The sequence below is a fragment of the Synechococcus sp. ROS8604 genome, from assembly GCF_014279655.1.
Lineage (GTDB): Bacteria > Cyanobacteriota > Cyanobacteriia > PCC-6307 > Cyanobiaceae > Synechococcus_C.
Map to the genome: position 1 here is coordinate 1,233,351 of NZ_CP047946.1, position 18,975 is coordinate 1,252,325.

Here is an 18,975-nt window from a genome sequence, read left to right on the forward strand (position 1 = left end):
TCACGGTATGACCGGCACTTTGGCTCCGATACGGATCAATGGAGCCGGTCCAACTGGAAGTTTGTTGGCCATTGGTCTTGCGAACTTCGGATACTCAGTTCATCTATTCGATCCCCTCACTGCGGAACAGATTTGTTCCCGCAGCAGGGCTTATGCGCTAACTCATTCCTCAAGACGTCTCCTAACGCGATTGGGATTTTGGAATGAGTTAGTTCCGTTTTTATCACCCTTTAAGACGCTCCGCCTAGAAGATCGTGGCATCAACCGGTTTGTAAATTTTACAGAATCAGATCTTCATTCATCGAATCAATCAACGCAATCTGTTGGTTGGATTTTGGATCATAGTTCCTTGATGAAGCTCTTCATGAGCAGGCTTGAGGGTTCACCTCACATAAATCTTCATCTTGGTGAGACGACGCATCAACAAGCTAAACCTCTCGATTTTTTTGGTTTGGTTATTGCCGCTGATGGCCCCCGATCTCCAACGCGATCACAGTTCAGCTTCCCGTGGTGGTCCCACACCTATACGCAGGGCTGTTTAACCGCAAAAGTTCATTTTCGTGATCTTGATTCTGAATACGCTTTTGAATGTTTTAGGCCGGAAGGACCTTTGGCTATTCTTCCTCTAGGAAATTCAGATTTCCAAGTTGTATGGAGTGCGCCTCTTCGTCGATGCCGTCAGCTAGCCGGTCTTGAAAGGTCTGCTTTTTTGGATCAGCTTTGTACCATCCTTCCTCAGGGACTCGAGCCTGATGCTTTGCTCGATTCACCCGCTGCTTTTCCTTTAGAGATTAGTTTTGCGCCAAAACTGAATAGAAAAAATGTTGTTCTGGTTGGTGAATCTGGCCATCGCTGTCACCCTGTGGGAGGGCAAGGACTCAATCTTTGTTGGCGAGATGTGGACATTCTCCTTCAAATAATGACGTCTGCTTCCTGTGTACGGCGTGGTTTAAAAACTGTGCCTGGTGCTTACAGCAGGCGTCGTTATTTTGATTTGTTAACGGTGGCTCTGGCGACGGATCTTCTTGTGCGTTTGTTTTCTAACCGCCAATCAGCACTTTTGCTTGTCCGCCGTTTTGGGCTGTTCATGCTCAAGCACTCTCCCTTGTTTCGGCGTATTTCGCTGCAGGCGATGTCGGATGGACCCAGCACGCTTTTGCAAAGCTTGCCAGAGTGAGCGCAATTGATTGGTTTTGATGGTCATTAGTAGTGACCCACAACCCAAGCCATCCGCTGCGTTGCTCGCTTACTTACAGGGCAAGCTTGGGCTGAGTGCCAGTGCCATCAATCTTGGCCTTCGCCAAGCTGAATTGGAACAGGCACCCCTGCCTGTGGTTCTCTGGAGTTTTGGACTGCTCAGTTTGCAGGGATACCAAGACGTTTTGGACTGGCAGCAAGCTCAGGAGTAGTGAATCAGAGATTCAACATGGATGTCGGAGGGAAGACGCGTGCGTCCTTCTAAATCGCTGAGTTCCACGATGAAGGCGCAACCAACGAGTTGGCCGCCTGCCTTTTTGACTAAATCGCTTGTTGCCGAGGCAGTCCCTCCTGTTGCTAAGAGGTCATCAACAATTAAAACTCTCGGCTGTTCTCGCATGGCATCTGCATGAATCTCGAGACGATCCGTTCCATATTCCAGGGCGTAATCAATTCCGTAGACCTTGCTGGGAAGTTTGCCTGGTTTGCGCACTGGAACAAATCCCAGTTTCTTTTGCGTTGCTAGACCCATTCCTACGATGAAACCTCTGGCTTCAATTCCCACAATCAGGTCTGGTTTCAACGAATCGCAGAGCGCTCCTAGACGAACCATGACCTCGGCCCAGCCCACGGGGTCGCGCAACATCGGGGAGATGTCTCGGAAGAGAATTCCTGGTTTTGGAAAGTCCGGAATATCTTGAACGTAGTGGCGGAGATCCAAGAACGCTTTCTGGTGAAACTTACAAGGAATTATCGCAGATATTGCCTAGGAGGAGCATGAACGCGCTTGTCCCTAAAATAGCTCATTTGGTCTGATCCACTTTGCGTGAATCCATCATGACGTTGCAACGATCTGAACTTATTTCCTATTTGCATTTTCGTTCTCATGAACGTTTCCTTTGCTGCTCATGTTTGACTCTATTGATTGAAGTGTTTTTCGTGAGTGTTTCTTTCGCTTGCTGATACGTTGTTTTTCATGCCTATGTTTTCGTTTTGCATTTAATTTGTACCGCTAGCCTTGCAATGGTTGATAGGGTTTGCGGCTAAGAATGACCGCTCGCTGAGCGCTCTCGTTTCTTGTTTGGCTTGGATCCTGTGTCAATTCCAGCTGTTGTCGCCATTCTCTTGAAAGGATTGTTTCAAGCCTTAGAGTTAGCTTGTCTTGCATATGGCCAAACGTTTTTGGCTGCTGATGAGGGGGCTGATAACGGCTTTTCTGATCGTGTGTTAGCACTGCATCCAAGCTTGATTTGATTGAAATCGAATCGGTATGACCCGAATTGGTACGCCACCCAACCATGACTGAATCACCAGTCACTTCTCCCCAAGAAGCGTCTTTGCAAACGGCGGTTCTTGGCCGTCGAGGGATGGAGCGTCTCGATCTTCTTTTGCTCACGGTGGAGTCCTTGGACTTCAACGGAGGTGAGGCCATGCTTTGGGCCACCCAACAACTCGGCTTCGAAAGTCTGTTCCCAAACCGGGTAGAGCTTTGGAAGCGTCGATGCCATAACCCGCTTCGACGCTCCACCCGTCGTGGAAGGCTTGGTTCGGCTGAAACAGAGGCCCTTATCAGGCTTCTCTGTGCCATGGCTGATCGGCTTTATCCGATGCTTCACCAGCTTCTCTCGAGTCGTGAACCGGCTGACCTCAGCAAGGAGCGTTGGGCTTTAGTTGACCAACGCTTGAGGGATTTGATCGCTGAGCGCTTCAATCTCCGCCGGGGGGCTGTTCAACGCTTGCTCAGCACCGATCACTCAGCTTCGATTCAACGACAGCTTGTTTTGACTCTGGCGCTGGCTGCCGGACCTGGTGGAGTGGATCGCTTGCGGGCCAGTCTTCTTGACCCAACACCCTGATGATCTCGATGCTCAAACTCTCTTATCGCTACGACCAAACGGCGTCCAGGCTTGAGGTGGATGGACTTCCTGACTTCTCCGCTGGACATGGCGACAACGTGATTGGGATTCTGTCTGCCTGGCGTCTTCAATTGGTCGGTGCTCCTGAACTGGAGGGGAAACGCGATCACCTTGAAGCCTTGATGGCTGTTGTGCTTCCCTATGCACGCCATCAAATTTCCGGAGTTTCCAGGGCTGAAGGATGGTCGCAGCATCCAGTGAGCATCCGCCCTGTGGAGGGTGGTCACCAACTGGAACTGACGAGCAGTCAGCCGGATGTTCCCCCGTTGGAAATCAAGTTGGATGATGCTGATTTCGCCGATCTTTTGCGCTGCTTAGATGCACTCCGTGCTGATGATCGCGTGGCGATCTCTTGGCCTGAGGTTGTCAATCATCCCTTGAGTCGTCGTGAATTGGTGGAGCGGGTCCCCTTGGTTCGTCGTTTAGCTGCACCTATTTTTGGAGGCGTGGCCCTGGTTGTGGTTGGGGTCATGGCCATGGTGATTCCATTGCCCATGCAGGAGACCAAGGCTCCAACCGACTCCGTAGAGGCTCCCAGTTCTGACTCGGTTAGCGATCCTTCACAAGTCGATCCAGCCCGTTGACCCTGTTTCGGTTTTCGCCCATATATTGGCGTTGATTGCTCGTCTATCAATGTCCCCCAGTTGGTCTGATCTGAGACGGCGTGTCGCAAGGATTGGAGCTTCTCTGGATGTGGTTGTACGCAGCGATCCGGAGGTTTGTGGCTTGAGTGGTGCTGATCATCAACTCACACTTCATCACAGTGGTTATGGAGATTGCACTGTTGGAGATCTCAGTTTAATTAACTGCCCCAATGAGTTAGTTCTCATTGAATTTGAGCGCTGGATGCGTCGCGCGAAGGAGTCGTTAGTGCCATGAGCTCCAAGAACATCACTCGCCTGCCTCTTACGCAGAAAGAGCGTCGTGTTTTCCGCCAACGCAAACGATCTTCCAAGCGTTTGCCTATTTGGATGATGTTTTTGGAGTCAGTCTTGCTGCTCCTGCTTGGGACTGGCTTGCTCGCTGGTTTGAGCTGGTTACCGACAAAGGTCGATGCCATCGTTGTTGTGAGTGAAGCGATTGCGGATTTAATTCGCGGTCTCAGTCAATTGCTCGAAGCGTTATTAGGTTTGTTGGCAGTGATTCTGATTGCTGCACTTCTGGTGTTGGGTCTGCTGGCGTTGATCTCAGGTTTGATTCGATTCGTGCGTACGTTCTCAGTTGTGTTCAAATCATCAGCTCGTCGACAAGCCCTTCAATCTTCCAACGCTCCGAGACAAAGCTCTCGTTCGGCCCGTAGCCGCCGGCTGCGCGGATCTCGCTAATCCGGGTGCATCTCAACGAGACCTCGATCGAGGAGCGAGCGAACGCTGCATCATCCATAGTTCGTTCAAAGTCAGGCCCCCGTCACCATTGCGGTCCAGGCTTTCGAAATTTCGCTGCAGCCAGGGCAGAGATGCCACCTCCTTGCGATCCAGTTGGCCATCGAAATTTCGATCGGCTTGTTTAAAGCGTCTTTGCAAGCGCAGCCCGCTTGGATGCGTAGCGGAGGGTCTGATGTCCTCAATCAATAAATAGTTGCGGGACGGATGGCGTTGTAACCGTCGTTCGAGATAAGGCTGGCCGCTCACTTCTTTCCTTTCCAGACGTCCATCACGATTGGAATCCATCCGAACGAATAACGCTTCCATTCGGGTGCCGTAATGACGCACAGGGTTGGCTTGCACACCTTGATCTGCCAGCAGGAGACCAGCCCCTAGTGCAACGAGTGTGAAAGTGACCCTTTTCTCCATGACAGAAGACTATGGAATCTGATTGGTAAAGAGATGTCTGAGTGATGACAGATCGTCAATTAACTGTGACATGGTCCGCCTCGGCGCGACAGTTTGCTTGATGCTCCATACGATCGGAGCGTTCAACTGATGTGGGGAGAGTGATGACGAGATCATTGTTGCTTGGGATGGTGTGGCGATGAACCAGCCCTCCAGCACCGCTTCGAACTCACCTGCAAAAAAAGCTTCGATGATTTGGGTCGTGGATGACGATCCGGACCTTCGTCAGATGGTGGGCACCTATTTGATCGATCAGGGGTATGACGTGCGCTGCTTGAGTGATGTCAAGCAGCTTGAGGCGAGGCTTGAATTTCAGCGCCCAGATTTGATCGTGCTCGACTTGATGATGCCTGGCGATGATGGGCTGACATCACTACGACGCTTGCGCGACGCTGGTGACGATCTTCCTGTGGTCATGTTGACGGCGAGAGGAGATGGCGTTGACCGCATTATTGGCCTCGAGCAGGGGGCTGACGACTATCTTGCGAAGCCGTTTCTTCCCCGTGAGTTGTCAGCACGCATCGAAGCAGTGCTGAGAAGGCGAAGTTCGATTCCCGCTGGCACTCCCTTGGCTGAAGGCGGCGATGTGACGTTTGGAGAGAATCAATTTGATCTTTCCGCCAGAACGCTGTTTCGCGACGGGATGCCTGTCGTGATTACCAGCGGTGAGTTCAGCTTGCTGGCAGCGTTTGTGCAGCATCCCCACCGACCCTTGTCGAGAGAACGACTCATTGAGCTGGCTCGCGGACCAGGGTCTGATACGGATAGTCGCAGCATGGATGTACAAGTTTCGCGGGTTCGCAAGCTGGTCGAACCGGATCCAGCGCGTCCTCGTTACATCCAAACGGTATGGGGATACGGCTATGTCTTCGTACCTGATGGACAACCTCGTTCGCGTTGAGGGCTGGAATGACCCCACGGGTTTGGCAAGTTCGACTTCGATCCCTATTCGGTTGGAGTGGCCTTGCTCTCGGCAGTTGGGCGTTTTGCTTATTGGTTTTACAGGTGTTGTTTGGACAGCAGCTTGAGCAGCTGCAAACAGTCCAGCTCGGCCGTGACTTGGCGCTAAATGTAAGGCTCACGGAGTTGGCTCTCGAGCGCTACCCACCCCATCTGGTGACCGAACTCACCGGTCTTGACCTCACTGTTGCAATCCACCCCAAGCCGGATCAAAAGCTTCCATCCGCAGGCTTTCAACGCCAGGCCAACGCTCTGCAGACGCAGCTTTGTGAGCGTCTCTCCCATTGTCCGATGGTCGTGGCTGATCGAGATCACGAAGGCGATCGCGGAATTTGGATTGAGCTCATTTCCCCGCTGGAACCGATTTGGTTGCGCGTCAATGTGCGCGCTCCGATGAGCTGGCCGCCGGAACCCACCCTGTTGGGTTTATCACTGGTTGGGGCGGGCATGATTTGTGGTGGCCTCTTTCTCCTCGTGGAGGTGGAGGCACCGCTTCGTGGATTGGAAAAGGCGCTGTCCCGGGTTGGGGATGGAATCGATCCTGATGCTGTTCCTGCGCGTGGCGCGCCAGAGGTTCAGCGTCTCACGCGCCGTTTCAATGCAATGGTGCGACGTTTGGCTGCCAATCGGAACGAAAGAGCCACCATGCTCGCTGGAATCGCCCATGACTTACGCGCACCCATCACTCGGCTGAAGTTTCGTTTGTCGCTGCCTCAACTCAGCGCCACAGAACGTGAGCGTTGTGCCGGTGATTTGCAGTCTCTGGAACGAATCACAGGTCAGTTCCTGCTGTTTGCAGGTGGCGGCGATGAAGAACTTTCTGTGCCCGTTCCTTTGGATCAATTGCTGGCTGAGGTGGCGAGCAGTCATCCTGCCGATCAATTGCAGCTTCAGCTGGACACCTTTGAGGTGATGGTGAAACCAGTGGCTCTGAGTCGAGCCGTTGCCAACTTGATCGACAACGCGTTCACCTATGGCCAAGCTCCCGTGGTGCTGCGATTGCTGCGCTCTGCTGATCAATGTTCAATCGAAGTTTGGGATCAGGGTGATGGCATGCCTCAGCGTCAATGGGAGCAGGCTCTTCAACCGTTTCACCGCCTCGACTCCTCTCGGGGAGGACAGGGGCACTGTGGATTGGGGTTGGCGATTGTTGTGCATGTGGCGCGACTCCATGGTGGCCATCTCGATTGCCTCTATGCCGATGGTTCGGATGATTTGAAGGTTCCAGGCCGCTTTGCGATTCGTTTGTCATTGCCGATGGATCTATTGGTGGAGAACGTTGCGAAAAGCTGAATTTCCACCCCTTTTGTTGATTTCGGAGGCACCAATGGGATGTTGCTGATCCCGTTTTCATGGGCCATAAGGAGAACAAAAAGTCAAAACACAACGGCAAAAGCAAGGAAACGGCCCCATCCACCCCTTCGCAGCCCATATCTGATGAGTGGGTTGATGCCGTGGATCAAAGCCAGCACAACAGCGATTCCTCGCCTGAATGGCACGGAGATGAACTCGAGCGGCCAAGTCACAACGGTGAACGACTCAAGAAAAAGATCTATGAGTCTGAACTGGAAAAACTCCAGACACAGCTCGTCAAAATGCAGTACTGGATCAAGGAAAAGGGTTTCCGCATGATCATCCTGTTTGAGGGACGGGATGCAGCTGGTAAGGGAGGCACGATTAAACGTTTAACGGAACCCTTAAATCCCCGTGGAGCCAGAGTGGTTGCTTTGGGTACCCCTTCTGATCTTCAGAAAACGCAGTGGTATTTCCAGCGTTATGTGAAACATTTTCCAGCTGCGGGCGAAATAGTGGTGTTTGACCGCAGTTGGTATAACCGTGCTGGTGTGGAACGGGTAATGGGGTTCTGTACTCCTAAGGAGGTTGAGGCCTTTCTTGAGGATTGCCCTCAGTTCGAACGAATGTTGGTTCGTAGTGGCGTGTTGTTGTTGAAGTATTGGTTTTCCGTGAGTGATACGGAACAAGAAAATCGTTTTCAATCACGCATCGATGACCCCACGCGGCGTTGGAAGCTCAGTCCAATGGATCTTGAGGCTCGTAATCGTTGGGTTGAGTTTTCTGAGGCAAAGGATCTGATGTTCGCAAGCACCAACATCCCTGAAGCGCCATGGTTCTCGGTAGAAGCAGACGATAAGAGGCGAGCCCGTCTTAATTGTTTGAGGCACATTCTTAGCAAAGTGCCCTGGGAAGACATGACTCCTCCAGCGATTGAATTACCACCAAGGCCAAAACAGGGGTCTTATAAGAGACCACCCATCAATGAACAATTTTTTGTTCCTAATCATTATCCCTATGATTCACCCAGTGATTGATTGGCCTCTTGCGGTTTGATCCTATGGAGTCGATCTTTGATGGTGGCATTTTTGTATAACGAGAGTGTTGTAGCAGCTGCATCGAATGCAGAATGCCACTAGCTTTTATGATCAATCCATAATTTTTGTCTTGGCTACAATGATTTTTTTCATATGTCGCTGTTCATTGTGACTATTGATGCGGGTTACTGCTTTCTGGCAAATAAGGTTTTGGGGTTCAATTATTCATGAATACATGGATCTTCGCTTGATTGAATTGCTTGGCAAGTACCAGGAAGAAGAGCTTGAAGCCATCGAGCGATGGTTCAATTACACACAGCCATTGGCAAATGAAATTATGGGAAATATGAAGATTGCGAGAGGAACCATTGTGAGGGAGAAAAACACTCAATGATGCCTGCGTGGCCCTCTAAAGGTGACTTGTCGTTGCCTTTTATGGGATCAAATGCTGCATCAGCCGTGGAGCTGTTGAAACCAAAAACCTGCGAGTTGCCAGGAGCTCCAAAGAAAGATTGCAAGAAATAGCCAGTTCACCCAGGCCGGTCGATCGCGATTTTCAAACATGCAGTGAGGGATGCAACCCTTCAATTGTGGCTGATCAGCGAGGTCAAATCCTGAATTCTTTGGAAGGCTCGTTCCTGAGTCAGGAGCGCACGGTCCCTGAGTACCAATCAGCACTCTGAAGGGACACCTGAGATCCAGCGGCTCGTTTGAGATCATGCATTCCTTCAAGCTGCCGGTACACGGCTTTCAATTGTCTTTGGATGTGATCTGTGTGCGGCATGGCGTATAAGGTCAACAGCGCTTCTTCGAGATGGTGTTTTGCATCAATCAACAGGCGGCAATCAGTACTCCCAGGTTCGTAGCCCATGAAAAAAGTCGATACTTCGTCTATTCAGCTCTATTGCTAGAAGCAACGTTGTGGCAATTTTTACCAAGTGACAAATATCTAGTGTTGTGTTTGTCTTCCACTGGCCTCGATCAAGTCCCATGGTCGTGACAGTCCTCCTTCCACTGCCCATAGGCCTGCTTTGCTGCGCTGCGCGTGTCTCTCTAGCCTTGGGTAGTCCAGGTCGTCGCATCGGCCCAGATAACCGTCGTAGGCAAAGACGTGTCCTCTGCTGATGAGTGGGGAAGCGATGTCTGTCTTCTCCTTCAGGAGCCTTGCGACAACCCGCCCATAGACGTCACGGGCCCGTAGTTCCATCTCGACGACAGAGCCTTGCGGCAGTGCATTGCTCAGGGCTGTTCTTGCTTGATTGGCCCAAGGTTGTTGCTGCTCCAAAGGAGCTTGAATGCAGGCCAAGCGCACGGCCCTTCCTTCTCCATTGATTTCCACCAGAACCTCTTGGCCATTGTTGACCTTAAGGACGGTGACTTTTTGGCTGGGATGAGACGGTTGAGCAGCCATAGCGATTGGAAAGGCTGCAGCCATTAGTAGGCCGAACAGAACGTTGCGACCTACCGCCTTCAAGGTTGATGCCATGACCGGATGTTTACTCAACTGACGAACAGCATCTCCCGATAGGAAGGAAGGGGCCAACGATCGTCATCCACGGCTTGCTCAAGTCCATCCACCACACCCCTCAGCTGTAGAAGTCGTGGTAGCAGGACGTTTGCTGAATGATTCATGGAGGCTGTTGTGTCGCCTTGATGCAGCTGGTGCAATTCCTCCTCGAGGGCGTTGATTTGATCCTGCATCCGTTGCCCTAGCTCTGCTGTCTGTTGCAACGTCCGTTGATCTGGATTCAGACCGACGGCTTGTTGTTGGCTGATGCTGCGTGCCAAAGAGCCCAGATGCTTCTGAACAGCGGGGCTGATTTGGGTTCGAACCATGGACAGTGCAACCTTGGCTTCAACCTCCACTGCGAGCGTGTACTGCTCGCTGTAAACCTCGTAGCGGCTTTCTAATTCAACCGGTGAGATCACAGCTTGACGCTGAAACAGCTCCTTCACGTCATCCCGTCGCAGCACTGGAAGGGCGTTGGCGGTGTTGCGTAGGTTTTCCAATTCTCGTTCCTCGGTTGCTTCCTGATGCCATGCATCGGAATAGCCATCGCCACCAAAAACGATCGCACCGTGTTGATCCATCACCCGCTTTAAAACAGCAGCAGCACACGTTTCCAAAGATTGGCCTGCTGCCATCTGTGCCTCGATTTGATCGCTAACCCACTCCAGCGAATCGGCGAGAACGGTGTTCATTGCCACCAGTGGACCCGCCACGGACTGCCCAGATCCCACGGCTCTGAATTCGAATCTGTTCCCTGTAAAAGCAAACGGAGATGTTCGGTTGCGATCCCCGGCATCCTTCTTGAACTCAGGAAGGCTGTCGACACCAAGACGCATCACATCTCCTGCGCTGCTTCCGGTAACTTCACCACGCTGGAACTGCTGAAAGACCTCTTCGAGCTGTTTGCCCAGATACATCGAGATGATCGCGGGTGGTGCCTCATTGGCTCCGAGGCGATGGTCATTTCCTGCTGTTGCAACGACGGCTCTTAACAGTGCGCCGAAGCGATGCACGCCACGGATGACGGCGGAGCAGAACAGGAGGAATTGCAGGTTGTCGTGGGGCGTTGAGCCAGGGTCCAGAAGATTGCCCTGCGTGCTGTTGCCCACCGACCAATTCACATGCTTGCCGGAGCCATTGATTCCCGCAAAGGGTTTTTCATGCATGAGGCATGTAAATCCATGCCGTTTTGCTGTGCTGCGAAGCACAGTCATGATCATCTGTTGATGATCGGTCGCCACGTTGGCGGCTTCATGAACAGGTGCGATCTCGAACTGCCCGGGAGCGACTTCGTTGTGTCGTGTTTTTGCAGGAATTCCTAGCCTGTACAGCTGGTGTTCCACGTCTTGCATATAGACCTGAACCCGTTCAGGAATGGAACCGAAGTAATGATCATCAAATTGCTGTCCCTTCGGAGAGGGAGCACCGAACAGGGTTCTGCCTGCGAGAAGTAGATCGGGCCGGAGCGTGGCAAATTGACTGTCGATCAAAAAATATTCCTGTTCAGCTCCACAAGAGCTATTAACGGCTGCCACGTCCTTGTTGCCAAGCAAACGCAGCAGCCGTTGTGCTTGGCGATTCATGGCTGCGTTAGAGCGCAGGAGTGGGGTCTTCTTATCGAGAGCTTCTCCTGTCCAACTCACAAACACTGTGGGGATGCATAAGGTGACGCCATTGGGCGTTCGCATTAAATACGCCGGGCTGGTGATGTCCCAAGCTGTGTATCCCCGGGCTTCAAATGTGGAGCGGATGCCGCCATTGGGGAATGAGCTGCCGTCTGGCTCTCCCTGAATAAGCAGTTTTCCCGAAAATTCATGGATGGCGTGACCATCCTTTTGAGGACTGATGAAACCGTCGTGTTTCTCTGCAGTTGAGTTGGTAAGGGGATAGAAAACGTGCGCGTAGTAATGGGCACCGTTGTTGACTGCCCAATCCCTCATGGCCTGAGCGACCGCATCAGCGACCTCCAGGTTCAGCTTGCCTCCGTCACGGATCACGCGACGAACCACTTTGAATGCTTCCTTCGGGAGCGCATTTTTCATGCGCGCCAGTGTGAAGACATCACTAGCCCAAATCTCCTCTAGTGGAGGAGTTTTGGCACAAGCCATGGGCTTGCGTTGCTGAATGGCCTGTAGGGCGGCCAAACGTGAAGGATGGGGCATCGCTTTTGAAACCCCTCAGGGCGTATTTGTGACATTTAAGCTAGGCCCTGAGCGGGGCGTCAATTGATTGCTGCTTTTGTTCCATGACAACAGCTCATGGAAAGAGCACGGCTAAGCAGACCGCTGCTACTCATCTCAGATTGATACTAAAGGCTTAAATGCTCAGGAAGCTTTCTAGACTAGATTGGATTTGAAGCCTAGGCGGCAGAGATACGGGTCCTCTTGATTTTGTGACCTATCACTTTATTCCATGATTGGGAATGCTTTGAGTGAATCTTTTGATGATTGGATCAAGATGGATATGGGATTGCAAGCTGTAGATGGGTTATAGTAATTTAATAATCTGTGGTTTTATGATAAATATTTATTCTTTAGATATTGGCTCGGCTTTTGGGTTTCATTGACAACCAAAAAGTTTTAATTATTTGTTGTGATGTTTTCATCGTCTGATCAAGACCGTCTTTATTTTCCGGCAACGGAGCGTAATCGTGTCCCCATTGGTGACGCTCTTGCTGAAATGCTTCCTGAGGATGGGTCTGTCCTTGAAATAGCAAGTGGAAGTGGTGAACATGCTGTGACTTTCCAGCGGCGTTTCCCTGGTATTCGATGGCAAGCCAGTGATTCTGACCCAAGCCATTGCCAGAGCATTAACGCTTGGATTGCCCATCAGAGTTTGAGTGATCAGATGCCGAAAGCATTGCAACTCAATGTACTTGATCGTCCTTGGCTGCTTCCTGAATCCATCAGGCTTGAATTAAAGGTTGTGATTGCGATCAATCTGATTCATATCGCTCCTTGGAGTTGCTGCAAATCATTAATCGATCAAGCATCTGAACACCTTCCGATGGGAGGTCGCTTCATACTCTATGGACCTTTTCGCCGCAACGGATCTCATACGAGCTTGAGTAATGAGGTCTTTGATCAATCGCTTCGTGATCGTAATCCATCTTGGGGGGTTCGAGATCTTGAAGCTGTAGAGAAACTTTGTAGTCAAGTTGGCCTCCAAGCAATGTATTTTCAAGAATGTCCAGCTAATAATCTTATCGTTAGCCTAACTAAAGAAGTTAATTGCATTAATTTATTCTAATCTATCCAACTCTATCGCTTTATTGAATCGTGTTTTGATTTCAAAATTTTTTGGTATGCGCTATACATCTTTCCTGTTGCATTTTGAATCAAAACATTAAGTTGTTTCCAGTCAATACTGAGGCCAATTTATCTCTTTTTTATTGGCCCATAAACACCTTCTGCCTGCACTTTTAATGGGGGTTCTTGCATTAATGATTTAAAATATTCATCAGTATTTGCGGAGAAGGTTGATTCTAATCGCGGGGAAAAGGCTTGGATTTGTGTTTAGTTGCTGTTTAGTGTTCCTTCATGGTTGATTGTATTCCACCTGATTATTTGCGAATTAATGCAATTTAGAAGATATTAGTACTTGCCGTTGCTATTGTATCGCACTGATTTGTAAGACCTTGGCGAGGCCGACTGCAACCCCACTGCCATTTCCCAACACTCATCGATGCCCTCTTGTTTTCGTCCCAATTAAAAATCCCCTCGGTAGGAGGGAGAGTCCACTGGAATGATCCCCATCACCCAGCCCATTGAAGGATAGGTTGATTCCTGCATTGCAGATGCGCTGTTCTCCACCAATTCGAGCAAATCCTCCACAGATCATCTCAACTCCAGGCCTATTTCCCACATGCTGTGGAGAAAACTGGCGAAAGGGCCCTAGATGGCTGATTTTGTGGAAAACAAGCCAAAGTGTGTCATGATTGTGATTCCCCATCACCCAGCCTCGCTTAGCGCAGCTAAGCGGGGCTTTTTGCTGCATGCAAGGCAGGAAAAGCAACAATTTGATAGTACTGATTGGCCCATTTCTGCTTGAGCTGAGGAAGATGCAACTAATTTTACTGAGTCATTTGCTAGATGTTGTTCAAACTCTGCATTTTTTGGAACCTAAGCGACAATCTGAGTCGATTTATGCCTTTACGCGTATGTCTATCATCTCTCAAGATTGTTGCTTAACGTGGATGGATTTGGCAGGAATAGGCTAAAGAGGGTAAAATTGCATGAAAATGACAATAAGGTTGATAATATTTGTATTTTCTACTCTTTAGCCTATCGCTGGTTGCAACGATTGCGCCACTTCATTTCTCCATCGGGATAGTCAAAGCCAGCCTTACTTGCATTCTTTTCAACTTCAGCTGGATTTGATCAACTGAAGCTTCGTGTTGATTTAGCTCGTGCTGGTGTAACAAAATCTCATCCAAGCGGGTGCATGCAAGCAAAAGGTCAAAAACTTGAGTCCTTGCATGTTTGATTCTGTTCAATCAGCTCTCATCTTACTGAAGCATCTCAATCTCAGCTGTTAAGTCATGCATTATATGGATTATTTTCGAGTAGAGTGATGCTTTAGTGTGCTTATTCCAGTATCTGTGATTGCCGGCAAAAGACATAGAGAACGTGCAATATGTTATTGATGCGTTCCCAACACATCAAGATGTTCAGCCCTTGTGATCAAACGGAAATAGGTTTTTCAGTTTGAGTTTGTCCCATGACTTCTGAGCTGGCATTGATCCAGATGATTCCCTGCTGCCGTACGAGACAGATTAAGTCGTCGTTGCGGAGAACTCTGTACGTAGAGGGTTCTTCCATGCAAAGCGTTTTCGCATAGGTGACCGCTGCATGGATATCTTCCTGTCTGGCACTGGGCTTCCACCCATCAGGAGTGAGCCGTTCAATATCAACCATGAGTAAAATTACTTATGGTTGACAGTTTCTCGTATTGTGGCTCCCATTAGCAAGCAAAGTGTTCACATCCATACCGAGTGGTGAGAATTGACGGACAACGCGTTTTTTTTTGTGGTTTGAATTGATACTTAAGTTTTGGCTTGAATGTGTTGAAAGAAAATCATCAAGTTTTCTTCTCCTTTTTTGCGGTTTTCATTTTTTGCTTCGACGATGCGTCTGTCGGAATGATGTGTCGATTTCATTCCTCTGAAGATCAATCCAGATCAGTGGCGATATAGCAGCGTCTGCGGAGCTGGTCTACAAAAGCCCTTGCATCTGTGCCCCTGTACTTTTCCTTCAGCTGATCAACGATTCCCCCTTGTTCAAGGTTCTTACCGTAAGCATCAACGACCAGATCGAGTGCAAAGTCGATGAGTTCAGCTTCTTCTGCACTCAGTCGTACATCGACAAATTTGTCCATTCGAGCACGGTCTTTCTAGGATTTTCATCAGAATTCTGGAGCAATTTCTCGTATTTGTCTTTCGCGTGAAGTGATTCCTTACAGGCTCTTGGCTTTATTCCTGAGGGATTTGAAGATAAGTCTAGTTTCTTCCGAGTGTTCGTTCGTCTGATTAAACCAGATTTTCCAAGTTATTAATCATGTGGTCAATCTAAAGCGATTTGATTTGCTTGTAATGATCATTCTCTGCTCGCCTCGATCAATTGATATTGATGCTGTCTTGTTCGTGGAAGGATTGATTATTGATGGCTTCTCCGATTGCGTGAGTGAAGACAACTGCGGCCTGAATCTTAAATCTTTCCAATGTTCGCTGATTTGTGTCATTCACGACTTGTGTTCATCTGCCGAGACAGCTATCAGGGATTTAGTCATTACCAAATCTTGCTATGGCCATTCTATTCGCCTCTCCTAAAACACAGTCGATCTACCGTCGTTATTGGGCTTCGACCGCTAAGTAGACCATTCAATATTCAGGCCATCTGTTGAGATGGCCTTTGCACGGTCGTTTGTTTTCTCTTGGGATGTTGAGCTAAGGCTTTTGAGCTGGGCAAGGGTTTTCGCGAGAATGGTGCCATGCACAACATTCCTTCTACCGTCTTTCTTCTTATGTTGGCTCATGGTTTTTCGGAACATGTGAGTGTTCAAGACATGCCTTTGGTGCGATTTCAGTCGTGTTACGACGGGGATACTTGTACGACCACCCATGCTGAAAAAGTCAGGTTGGCCTGTATCGATGCTCCTGAAAGGAAGAAGCGGCCTCGTTTCAGGGCAACCAGAATGCAGCCCACTGCCTATGACAACAGCTTGGCCGACCAATCGGCATTCCATTTGAGAACATTGGTTTTAGGTCGATTGGTGGGTATCCGCCGAATCACCACTGATCGCTATGGGCGCACGGTTGCGGAGCTTTTCATTGATAACACCAGCGTTGGCCAGCAGCAGGTAGAGAATGGTCATGCTGTGATTTCTCAGCGACATGCGTGGCAATGCGCGTGGGCAACGCACCGCACTGACCAGTAGAAAAGTTCCTTCCTTGATCGTCAGCAACCCTATTGATGGATTCCTCCATGACAGTTGAGGTTCTCCTGTGACAGTCATCTAAGTGTTGACGATCTGTTGCAGGGCGTTGTTTGGGACTCAAAATAGGTAAGTGAGGAGGGCTTCTTCACGGAGTGGAAACTAGGCAACACTCCCAGCGAGAAGCCGAGAAACCCTGCCTTCGGCGGGGTTTTCTTTTATCTGTTCACTCTCGATCGGTTGCATCTTTAGGACCCACGGCAGAGGCCATGCGAGCAGGTGTTTCGAGTGCCGCGAGGTTTTTCTGTTCAGCGGATTCTCGGCCTGACGTGAGGTGAGAATGGTGGAAATCGAATCGTTCGTCCATGTCCCAAGCTCGCGAGATGATCAATGCCCACCTGTTTCCCGTATTAGCTGTTGTTGCCACAGTGAGTTCTGCATCAGTTGCGATTTCACTGCGACCCATTGCTCAGCATTCGGCGCGTTGGAACACCTGCTACAGCGACAGCATTGCCTGGTATCAAGCCAATAAACCCGATTGGACAGTTCAGGACAAAGAAGTGTTTGCTTCTAATTTCTGCAACGGTGGTACTCCAGTGATGCCAGGGCCAGGTTTCAAGCCTGCAAGCTGATTCTGATCGCTGCCTGTGAATTTCACTCCGTCTTTACATGGTTTATGACGACCTCGTCGGCAATTCCCCTTGCGGTGTTTCACTGCTTAAAAGCACAGCTGTGCCACTGAGTGACACCATCATCATTCCGCCTTCACCAAAGACTTCGTAATCGATATCCACGCCAATCACAGCATTGGCTTTCATAGCGGTTGCTCTTGCCACCATTTCTTCAGTAGCGACTTGTCGGGCTTTCTCCAGTGCTTGCTCGTACGCACGTGAGCGCCCCCCAATAATGTCCGTCATGCTTGCAAGCATGTCCCGGAAAATATTGGCCCCGATGATTGCTTCGCCCGTCACTAGACCGCGGTAGTGAATGATGTTCCTGCCTTCCACGGTTGGCGTTGTTGTAATCAGCATGGTCAGTTTTCAACCCTTAAATTGTCCCAACTTAAGATGCCATTGTCGATTGAATTTGCTGAGTTGATCTACGACATCGGTCTCTTCAATAATGTTGACCTTTTTGTTCTAGGGTTACGGCGTAGGGTCTAGCTATCCATCGATCTGGCGATTGCAAGCAGGGATTTTGCTTCAACATTTGGCTATGGCAACTGCATATACGACCCAACAATATGGGTCAAAAGTGATTCTGACATCTATTAGCGTTGGCTTCATCGCATGGCCAATGCCTTGATGAAGGCTGAGCGGTAACAATGCGGTTCTGCTCAAAGGCGAGAGTTCTTCCGGCTACCCACCGTTGACTATCGGAACACTGAGCCAGTGTGTGACTTTCAGATCGTTCATTGTCAGACCAAAGCTGCAAAGGATGACAAGAATCCGGAGGACTATCTCACTCCCTGTCTAGCTTTGGTGATCTGCCACAACCTTCAATGTTTTGTGTGATGAAAACGTTTTGCTATTCGTGTCCGATGTTATGAATCATGCTCCAGCCTCTTGAGGTTACGAAGACCTATCTCAGCAATAGAATGATGAATCATTTAAAAGTGATGACTGCCACGTTTCAGCTTTCTGCGGCTTTGGTCACTATAACTTTATAGTCCACTCTAAAGCCGAGGTTAACTACGGTAACTCTGAAACCCTTGCGGTGATGTCATTCCAGTAATGGGATAATGTTAAGGCGGGGTGTGTTATTAACGTCACAGAAGTTGATTCTAGATTTGGAGCAACCGGGCGCTGGGAGAGAAAAGCTCAGCTTTGGGATAAGGATTGCGTAAACAGAAAAATCAAGGAGCAACGGTAAGCCAATGCGGTCGTTTTTGACCCAGATAAAATGTCTGATTGTAATAAAGAAATCTGTGACCTTTATGATCTATCGGTTGTAACGGTTTATGGTTTTGTTTTGGAAAAAAGGTTTGGAACTGATTTTAAGTAATGTCAATAGAAGATTCTGTGGCTTAGAAATAAGTGGAAGGATATTATTAAGCAGGGAGTGGCAAATAGCAGCTTCAAGGGCTGACTGAAGCGATGATTTAGCTGTCAGCCCACGTTGTTCAAAAGGTTTCTTTGAACAGCTTTTTCTGATCAGAACCCGATTTGCACATTGAAGCCAGAAGGACGGTGATACCTGACTCCATCCCGATATCCATATCCATAGGCATAGGCTGGGCGAAGAGGGCGGTAACCGCTGTATCGACCATTGCTATAGGAATTACGGCGATATCGACTCCAATCTCGCCTGTCATGACGCACGACACGACGTAGTTGCCTGTTCTCATGGCGCAGCTCACTGTTGCTCTTGTTTGCTTCAGCTGCTGGAGCTGTCGCCAACGATGCGACTCCGATCATTCCAATGCAGACAACAGCATTGATGAACCTGTTTTGGATGAGGCTTGAGAAAACTCTCGATTTGATAGCCATCGAATCCTGTGTGCTCACCTGACAATGGCGCAATCTCAGCAATCTGAGACTGGTTTAGGGGTATCCGTAACCAATTCATGCAAGTAGCTGGGATGAAGATATGCGCCAATGAATCCATCACAATGCTTAATAAGATGCCGAGAACTTCTGTCTTTGGTGGGTTTTTCTTGTTCCAAGCACAGACACAAAGAGGGGGTACTCAGCCGCACTCCATGGCGTTTTCCGCGCCGCTCGTCTCGACATAGCCTTAGGTGGGAATGCTTATGTTCAATTTGAATCCTTAGTGTTGCAGGTCCGGAAGCTAACGCT

24 protein-coding genes are annotated in these 18,975 nt (G+C 49.5%); 14 read left to right on the forward strand and 10 right to left on the reverse strand.

From position 1 onward, the window contains the following. The first annotated feature begins 7 nt into the window (after positions 1 to 7). A complete protein-coding gene (locus tag SynROS8604_RS06505) occupies positions 8 to 1,177 on the forward strand; it encodes an FAD-dependent monooxygenase (protein WP_186545568.1) in 1,170 nt (389 codons plus the stop codon). Between the two features lie 19 nt (positions 1,178 to 1,196). Then, entirely contained in the window at positions 1,197 to 1,409 is a 213-nt protein-coding gene (locus tag SynROS8604_RS06510) for a DUF2949 domain-containing protein (protein WP_006852436.1), read from the forward strand. On the opposite strand, the gene SynROS8604_RS06515 is transcribed toward SynROS8604_RS06510, so the two are convergent. Then, entirely contained in the window at positions 1,400 to 1,918 is a 519-nt protein-coding gene (locus SynROS8604_RS06515; protein WP_186545569.1) for an adenine phosphoribosyltransferase, read from the reverse strand. The genes SynROS8604_RS06510 and SynROS8604_RS06515 overlap by 10 nt on opposite strands. Before the next feature lie 374 nt (positions 1,919 to 2,292). On the opposite strand from SynROS8604_RS06515, the gene SynROS8604_RS06520 reads away from it, so the two are divergent. Genes SynROS8604_RS06520 through SynROS8604_RS06540 form a run of 5 tightly spaced genes read left to right on the forward strand, consistent with a single transcriptional unit; the run spans position 2,293 to position 4,438 of the window. Next, positions 2,293 to 2,451 (forward strand): hypothetical protein, encoded by a 159-nt coding sequence (locus tag SynROS8604_RS06520; protein WP_186545570.1) that lies wholly within the window; start codon positions 2,293 to 2,295, stop codon positions 2,449 to 2,451. Positions 2,452 to 2,495: 44 nt separating this feature from the next. Beyond that, positions 2,496 to 3,053 carry a DUF3038 domain-containing protein gene (locus SynROS8604_RS06525; RefSeq protein ID WP_186545571.1) on the forward strand — a complete coding sequence of 186 codons (558 nt, stop codon included), beginning with the start codon at positions 2,496 to 2,498 and terminating at the stop codon, positions 3,051 to 3,053. An 8-nt stretch (positions 3,054 to 3,061) separates the two neighbouring features. Further along, entirely contained in the window at positions 3,062 to 3,697 is a 636-nt protein-coding gene (locus SynROS8604_RS06530) for a DUF4335 domain-containing protein (RefSeq protein ID WP_186545572.1), read from the forward strand. Positions 3,698 to 3,746: 49 nt separating this feature from the next. Further along, positions 3,747 to 3,992 carry a hypothetical protein gene (locus SynROS8604_RS06535; protein WP_186545573.1) on the forward strand — a complete coding sequence of 82 codons (246 nt, stop codon included), beginning with the start codon at positions 3,747 to 3,749 and terminating at the stop codon, positions 3,990 to 3,992. Then, the gene (locus SynROS8604_RS06540; RefSeq protein ID WP_186545574.1) at positions 3,989 to 4,438 is read left to right on the forward strand and encodes a hypothetical protein; all 450 of its coding nucleotides are present in this window, start codon (positions 3,989 to 3,991) and stop codon (positions 4,436 to 4,438) included. The genes SynROS8604_RS06535 and SynROS8604_RS06540 overlap by 4 nt, the downstream gene beginning before the upstream one ends. A gap of 12 nt (positions 4,439 to 4,450) precedes the next feature. Here SynROS8604_RS06540 and SynROS8604_RS06545 read toward each other — a convergent pair whose 3' ends face one another. Further along, positions 4,451 to 4,906, reverse strand: coding sequence for an EF-hand domain-containing protein (locus SynROS8604_RS06545; RefSeq protein WP_255445257.1), 456 nt, complete (start codon positions 4,904 to 4,906; stop codon positions 4,451 to 4,453). Positions 4,907 to 5,135: 229 nt separating this feature from the next. Between SynROS8604_RS06545 and SynROS8604_RS06550 the strand changes: the two genes are divergently transcribed. The 4 genes from SynROS8604_RS06550 to SynROS8604_RS06565 all read left to right on the forward strand — a co-directional run bounded on the left by SynROS8604_RS06550 (position 5,136) and on the right by SynROS8604_RS06565 (position 8,629). Next, complete coding sequence (locus tag SynROS8604_RS06550; RefSeq protein WP_186545862.1) at positions 5,136 to 5,846, forward strand: response regulator; 711 nt, start codon at positions 5,136 to 5,138, stop codon at positions 5,844 to 5,846. Positions 5,847 to 5,854: 8 nt separating this feature from the next. Then, the gene (locus SynROS8604_RS06555) at positions 5,855 to 7,198 is read left to right on the forward strand and encodes an ATP-binding protein (RefSeq protein ID WP_186545575.1); all 1,344 of its coding nucleotides are present in this window, start codon (positions 5,855 to 5,857) and stop codon (positions 7,196 to 7,198) included. A gap of 59 nt (positions 7,199 to 7,257) precedes the next feature. Further along, positions 7,258 to 8,235 carry a polyphosphate kinase 2 gene (gene ppk2 / locus SynROS8604_RS06560; protein WP_186545576.1) on the forward strand — a complete coding sequence of 326 codons (978 nt, stop codon included), beginning with the start codon at positions 7,258 to 7,260 and terminating at the stop codon, positions 8,233 to 8,235. A gap of 178 nt (positions 8,236 to 8,413) precedes the next feature. Continuing rightward, positions 8,414 to 8,629, forward strand: a complete 216-nt coding sequence (locus tag SynROS8604_RS06565) for a hypothetical protein (RefSeq protein WP_186545577.1) — start codon at positions 8,414 to 8,416, stop codon at positions 8,627 to 8,629. A gap of 249 nt (positions 8,630 to 8,878) precedes the next feature. On the opposite strand, the gene SynROS8604_RS06570 is transcribed toward SynROS8604_RS06565, so the two are convergent. From SynROS8604_RS06570 to SynROS8604_RS06580, 3 genes are all read right to left on the reverse strand, one after another. Beyond that, the gene (locus tag SynROS8604_RS06570) at positions 8,879 to 9,106 is read right to left on the reverse strand and encodes a hypothetical protein (RefSeq protein ID WP_006852447.1); all 228 of its coding nucleotides are present in this window, start codon (positions 9,104 to 9,106) and stop codon (positions 8,879 to 8,881) included. 78 nt (positions 9,107 to 9,184) lie between these two features. Then, positions 9,185 to 9,721, reverse strand: a complete 537-nt coding sequence (locus tag SynROS8604_RS06575; protein ID WP_186545578.1) for a thermonuclease family protein — start codon at positions 9,719 to 9,721, stop codon at positions 9,185 to 9,187. Between the two features lie 14 nt (positions 9,722 to 9,735). Next, entirely contained in the window at positions 9,736 to 11,907 is a 2,172-nt protein-coding gene (locus SynROS8604_RS06580) for a glutamine synthetase III (protein WP_186545579.1), read from the reverse strand. 433 nt (positions 11,908 to 12,340) lie between these two features. Here SynROS8604_RS06580 and SynROS8604_RS06585 point away from each other — a divergent pair, with 433 nt between their 5' ends. Continuing rightward, positions 12,341 to 12,994: a DUF938 domain-containing protein gene (locus SynROS8604_RS06585; RefSeq protein WP_186545580.1), complete on the forward strand. Its 654-nt coding sequence runs from the start codon at positions 12,341 to 12,343 to the stop codon at positions 12,992 to 12,994. Between the two features lie 1,433 nt (positions 12,995 to 14,427). Here the strand turns inward: SynROS8604_RS06585 and SynROS8604_RS15460 are convergent. Beyond that, complete coding sequence (locus SynROS8604_RS15460; RefSeq protein ID WP_222930133.1) at positions 14,428 to 14,661, reverse strand: hypothetical protein; 234 nt, start codon at positions 14,659 to 14,661, stop codon at positions 14,428 to 14,430. A gap of 253 nt (positions 14,662 to 14,914) precedes the next feature. Further along, positions 14,915 to 15,121 (reverse strand): hypothetical protein, encoded by a 207-nt coding sequence (locus tag SynROS8604_RS06590; protein WP_186545581.1) that lies wholly within the window; start codon positions 15,119 to 15,121, stop codon positions 14,915 to 14,917. Positions 15,122 to 15,808: 687 nt separating this feature from the next. On the opposite strand from SynROS8604_RS06590, the gene SynROS8604_RS06595 reads away from it, so the two are divergent. Beyond that, entirely contained in the window at positions 15,809 to 16,180 is a 372-nt protein-coding gene (locus tag SynROS8604_RS06595) for a thermonuclease family protein (RefSeq protein ID WP_255445287.1), read from the forward strand. 223 nt (positions 16,181 to 16,403) lie between these two features. Here the strand turns inward: SynROS8604_RS06595 and SynROS8604_RS06600 are convergent, their stop codons facing one another. Further along, positions 16,404 to 16,544 carry a hypothetical protein gene (locus SynROS8604_RS06600; protein WP_186545583.1) on the reverse strand — a complete coding sequence of 47 codons (141 nt, stop codon included), beginning with the start codon at positions 16,542 to 16,544 and terminating at the stop codon, positions 16,404 to 16,406. Between SynROS8604_RS06600 and SynROS8604_RS06605 the strand changes: the two genes are divergently transcribed. Further along, entirely contained in the window at positions 16,543 to 16,809 is a 267-nt protein-coding gene (locus SynROS8604_RS06605; RefSeq protein WP_186545584.1) for a hypothetical protein, read from the forward strand. The two genes, SynROS8604_RS06600 and SynROS8604_RS06605, sit on opposite strands and share 2 nt — an antisense overlap. Positions 16,810 to 16,851: 42 nt before the next feature. Here SynROS8604_RS06605 and SynROS8604_RS06610 read toward each other — a convergent pair whose 3' ends face one another. Together SynROS8604_RS06610 and SynROS8604_RS06615 are read right to left on the reverse strand one after the other, a co-directional pair. Beyond that, complete coding sequence (locus tag SynROS8604_RS06610) at positions 16,852 to 17,208, reverse strand: heavy metal-binding domain-containing protein (RefSeq protein WP_186545585.1); 357 nt, start codon at positions 17,206 to 17,208, stop codon at positions 16,852 to 16,854. A 1,122-nt stretch (positions 17,209 to 18,330) separates the two neighbouring features. After that, positions 18,331 to 18,666, reverse strand: coding sequence for a hypothetical protein (locus SynROS8604_RS06615; protein ID WP_186545586.1), 336 nt, complete (start codon positions 18,664 to 18,666; stop codon positions 18,331 to 18,333). Between the last annotated feature and the right edge of the window lie 309 nt (positions 18,667 to 18,975).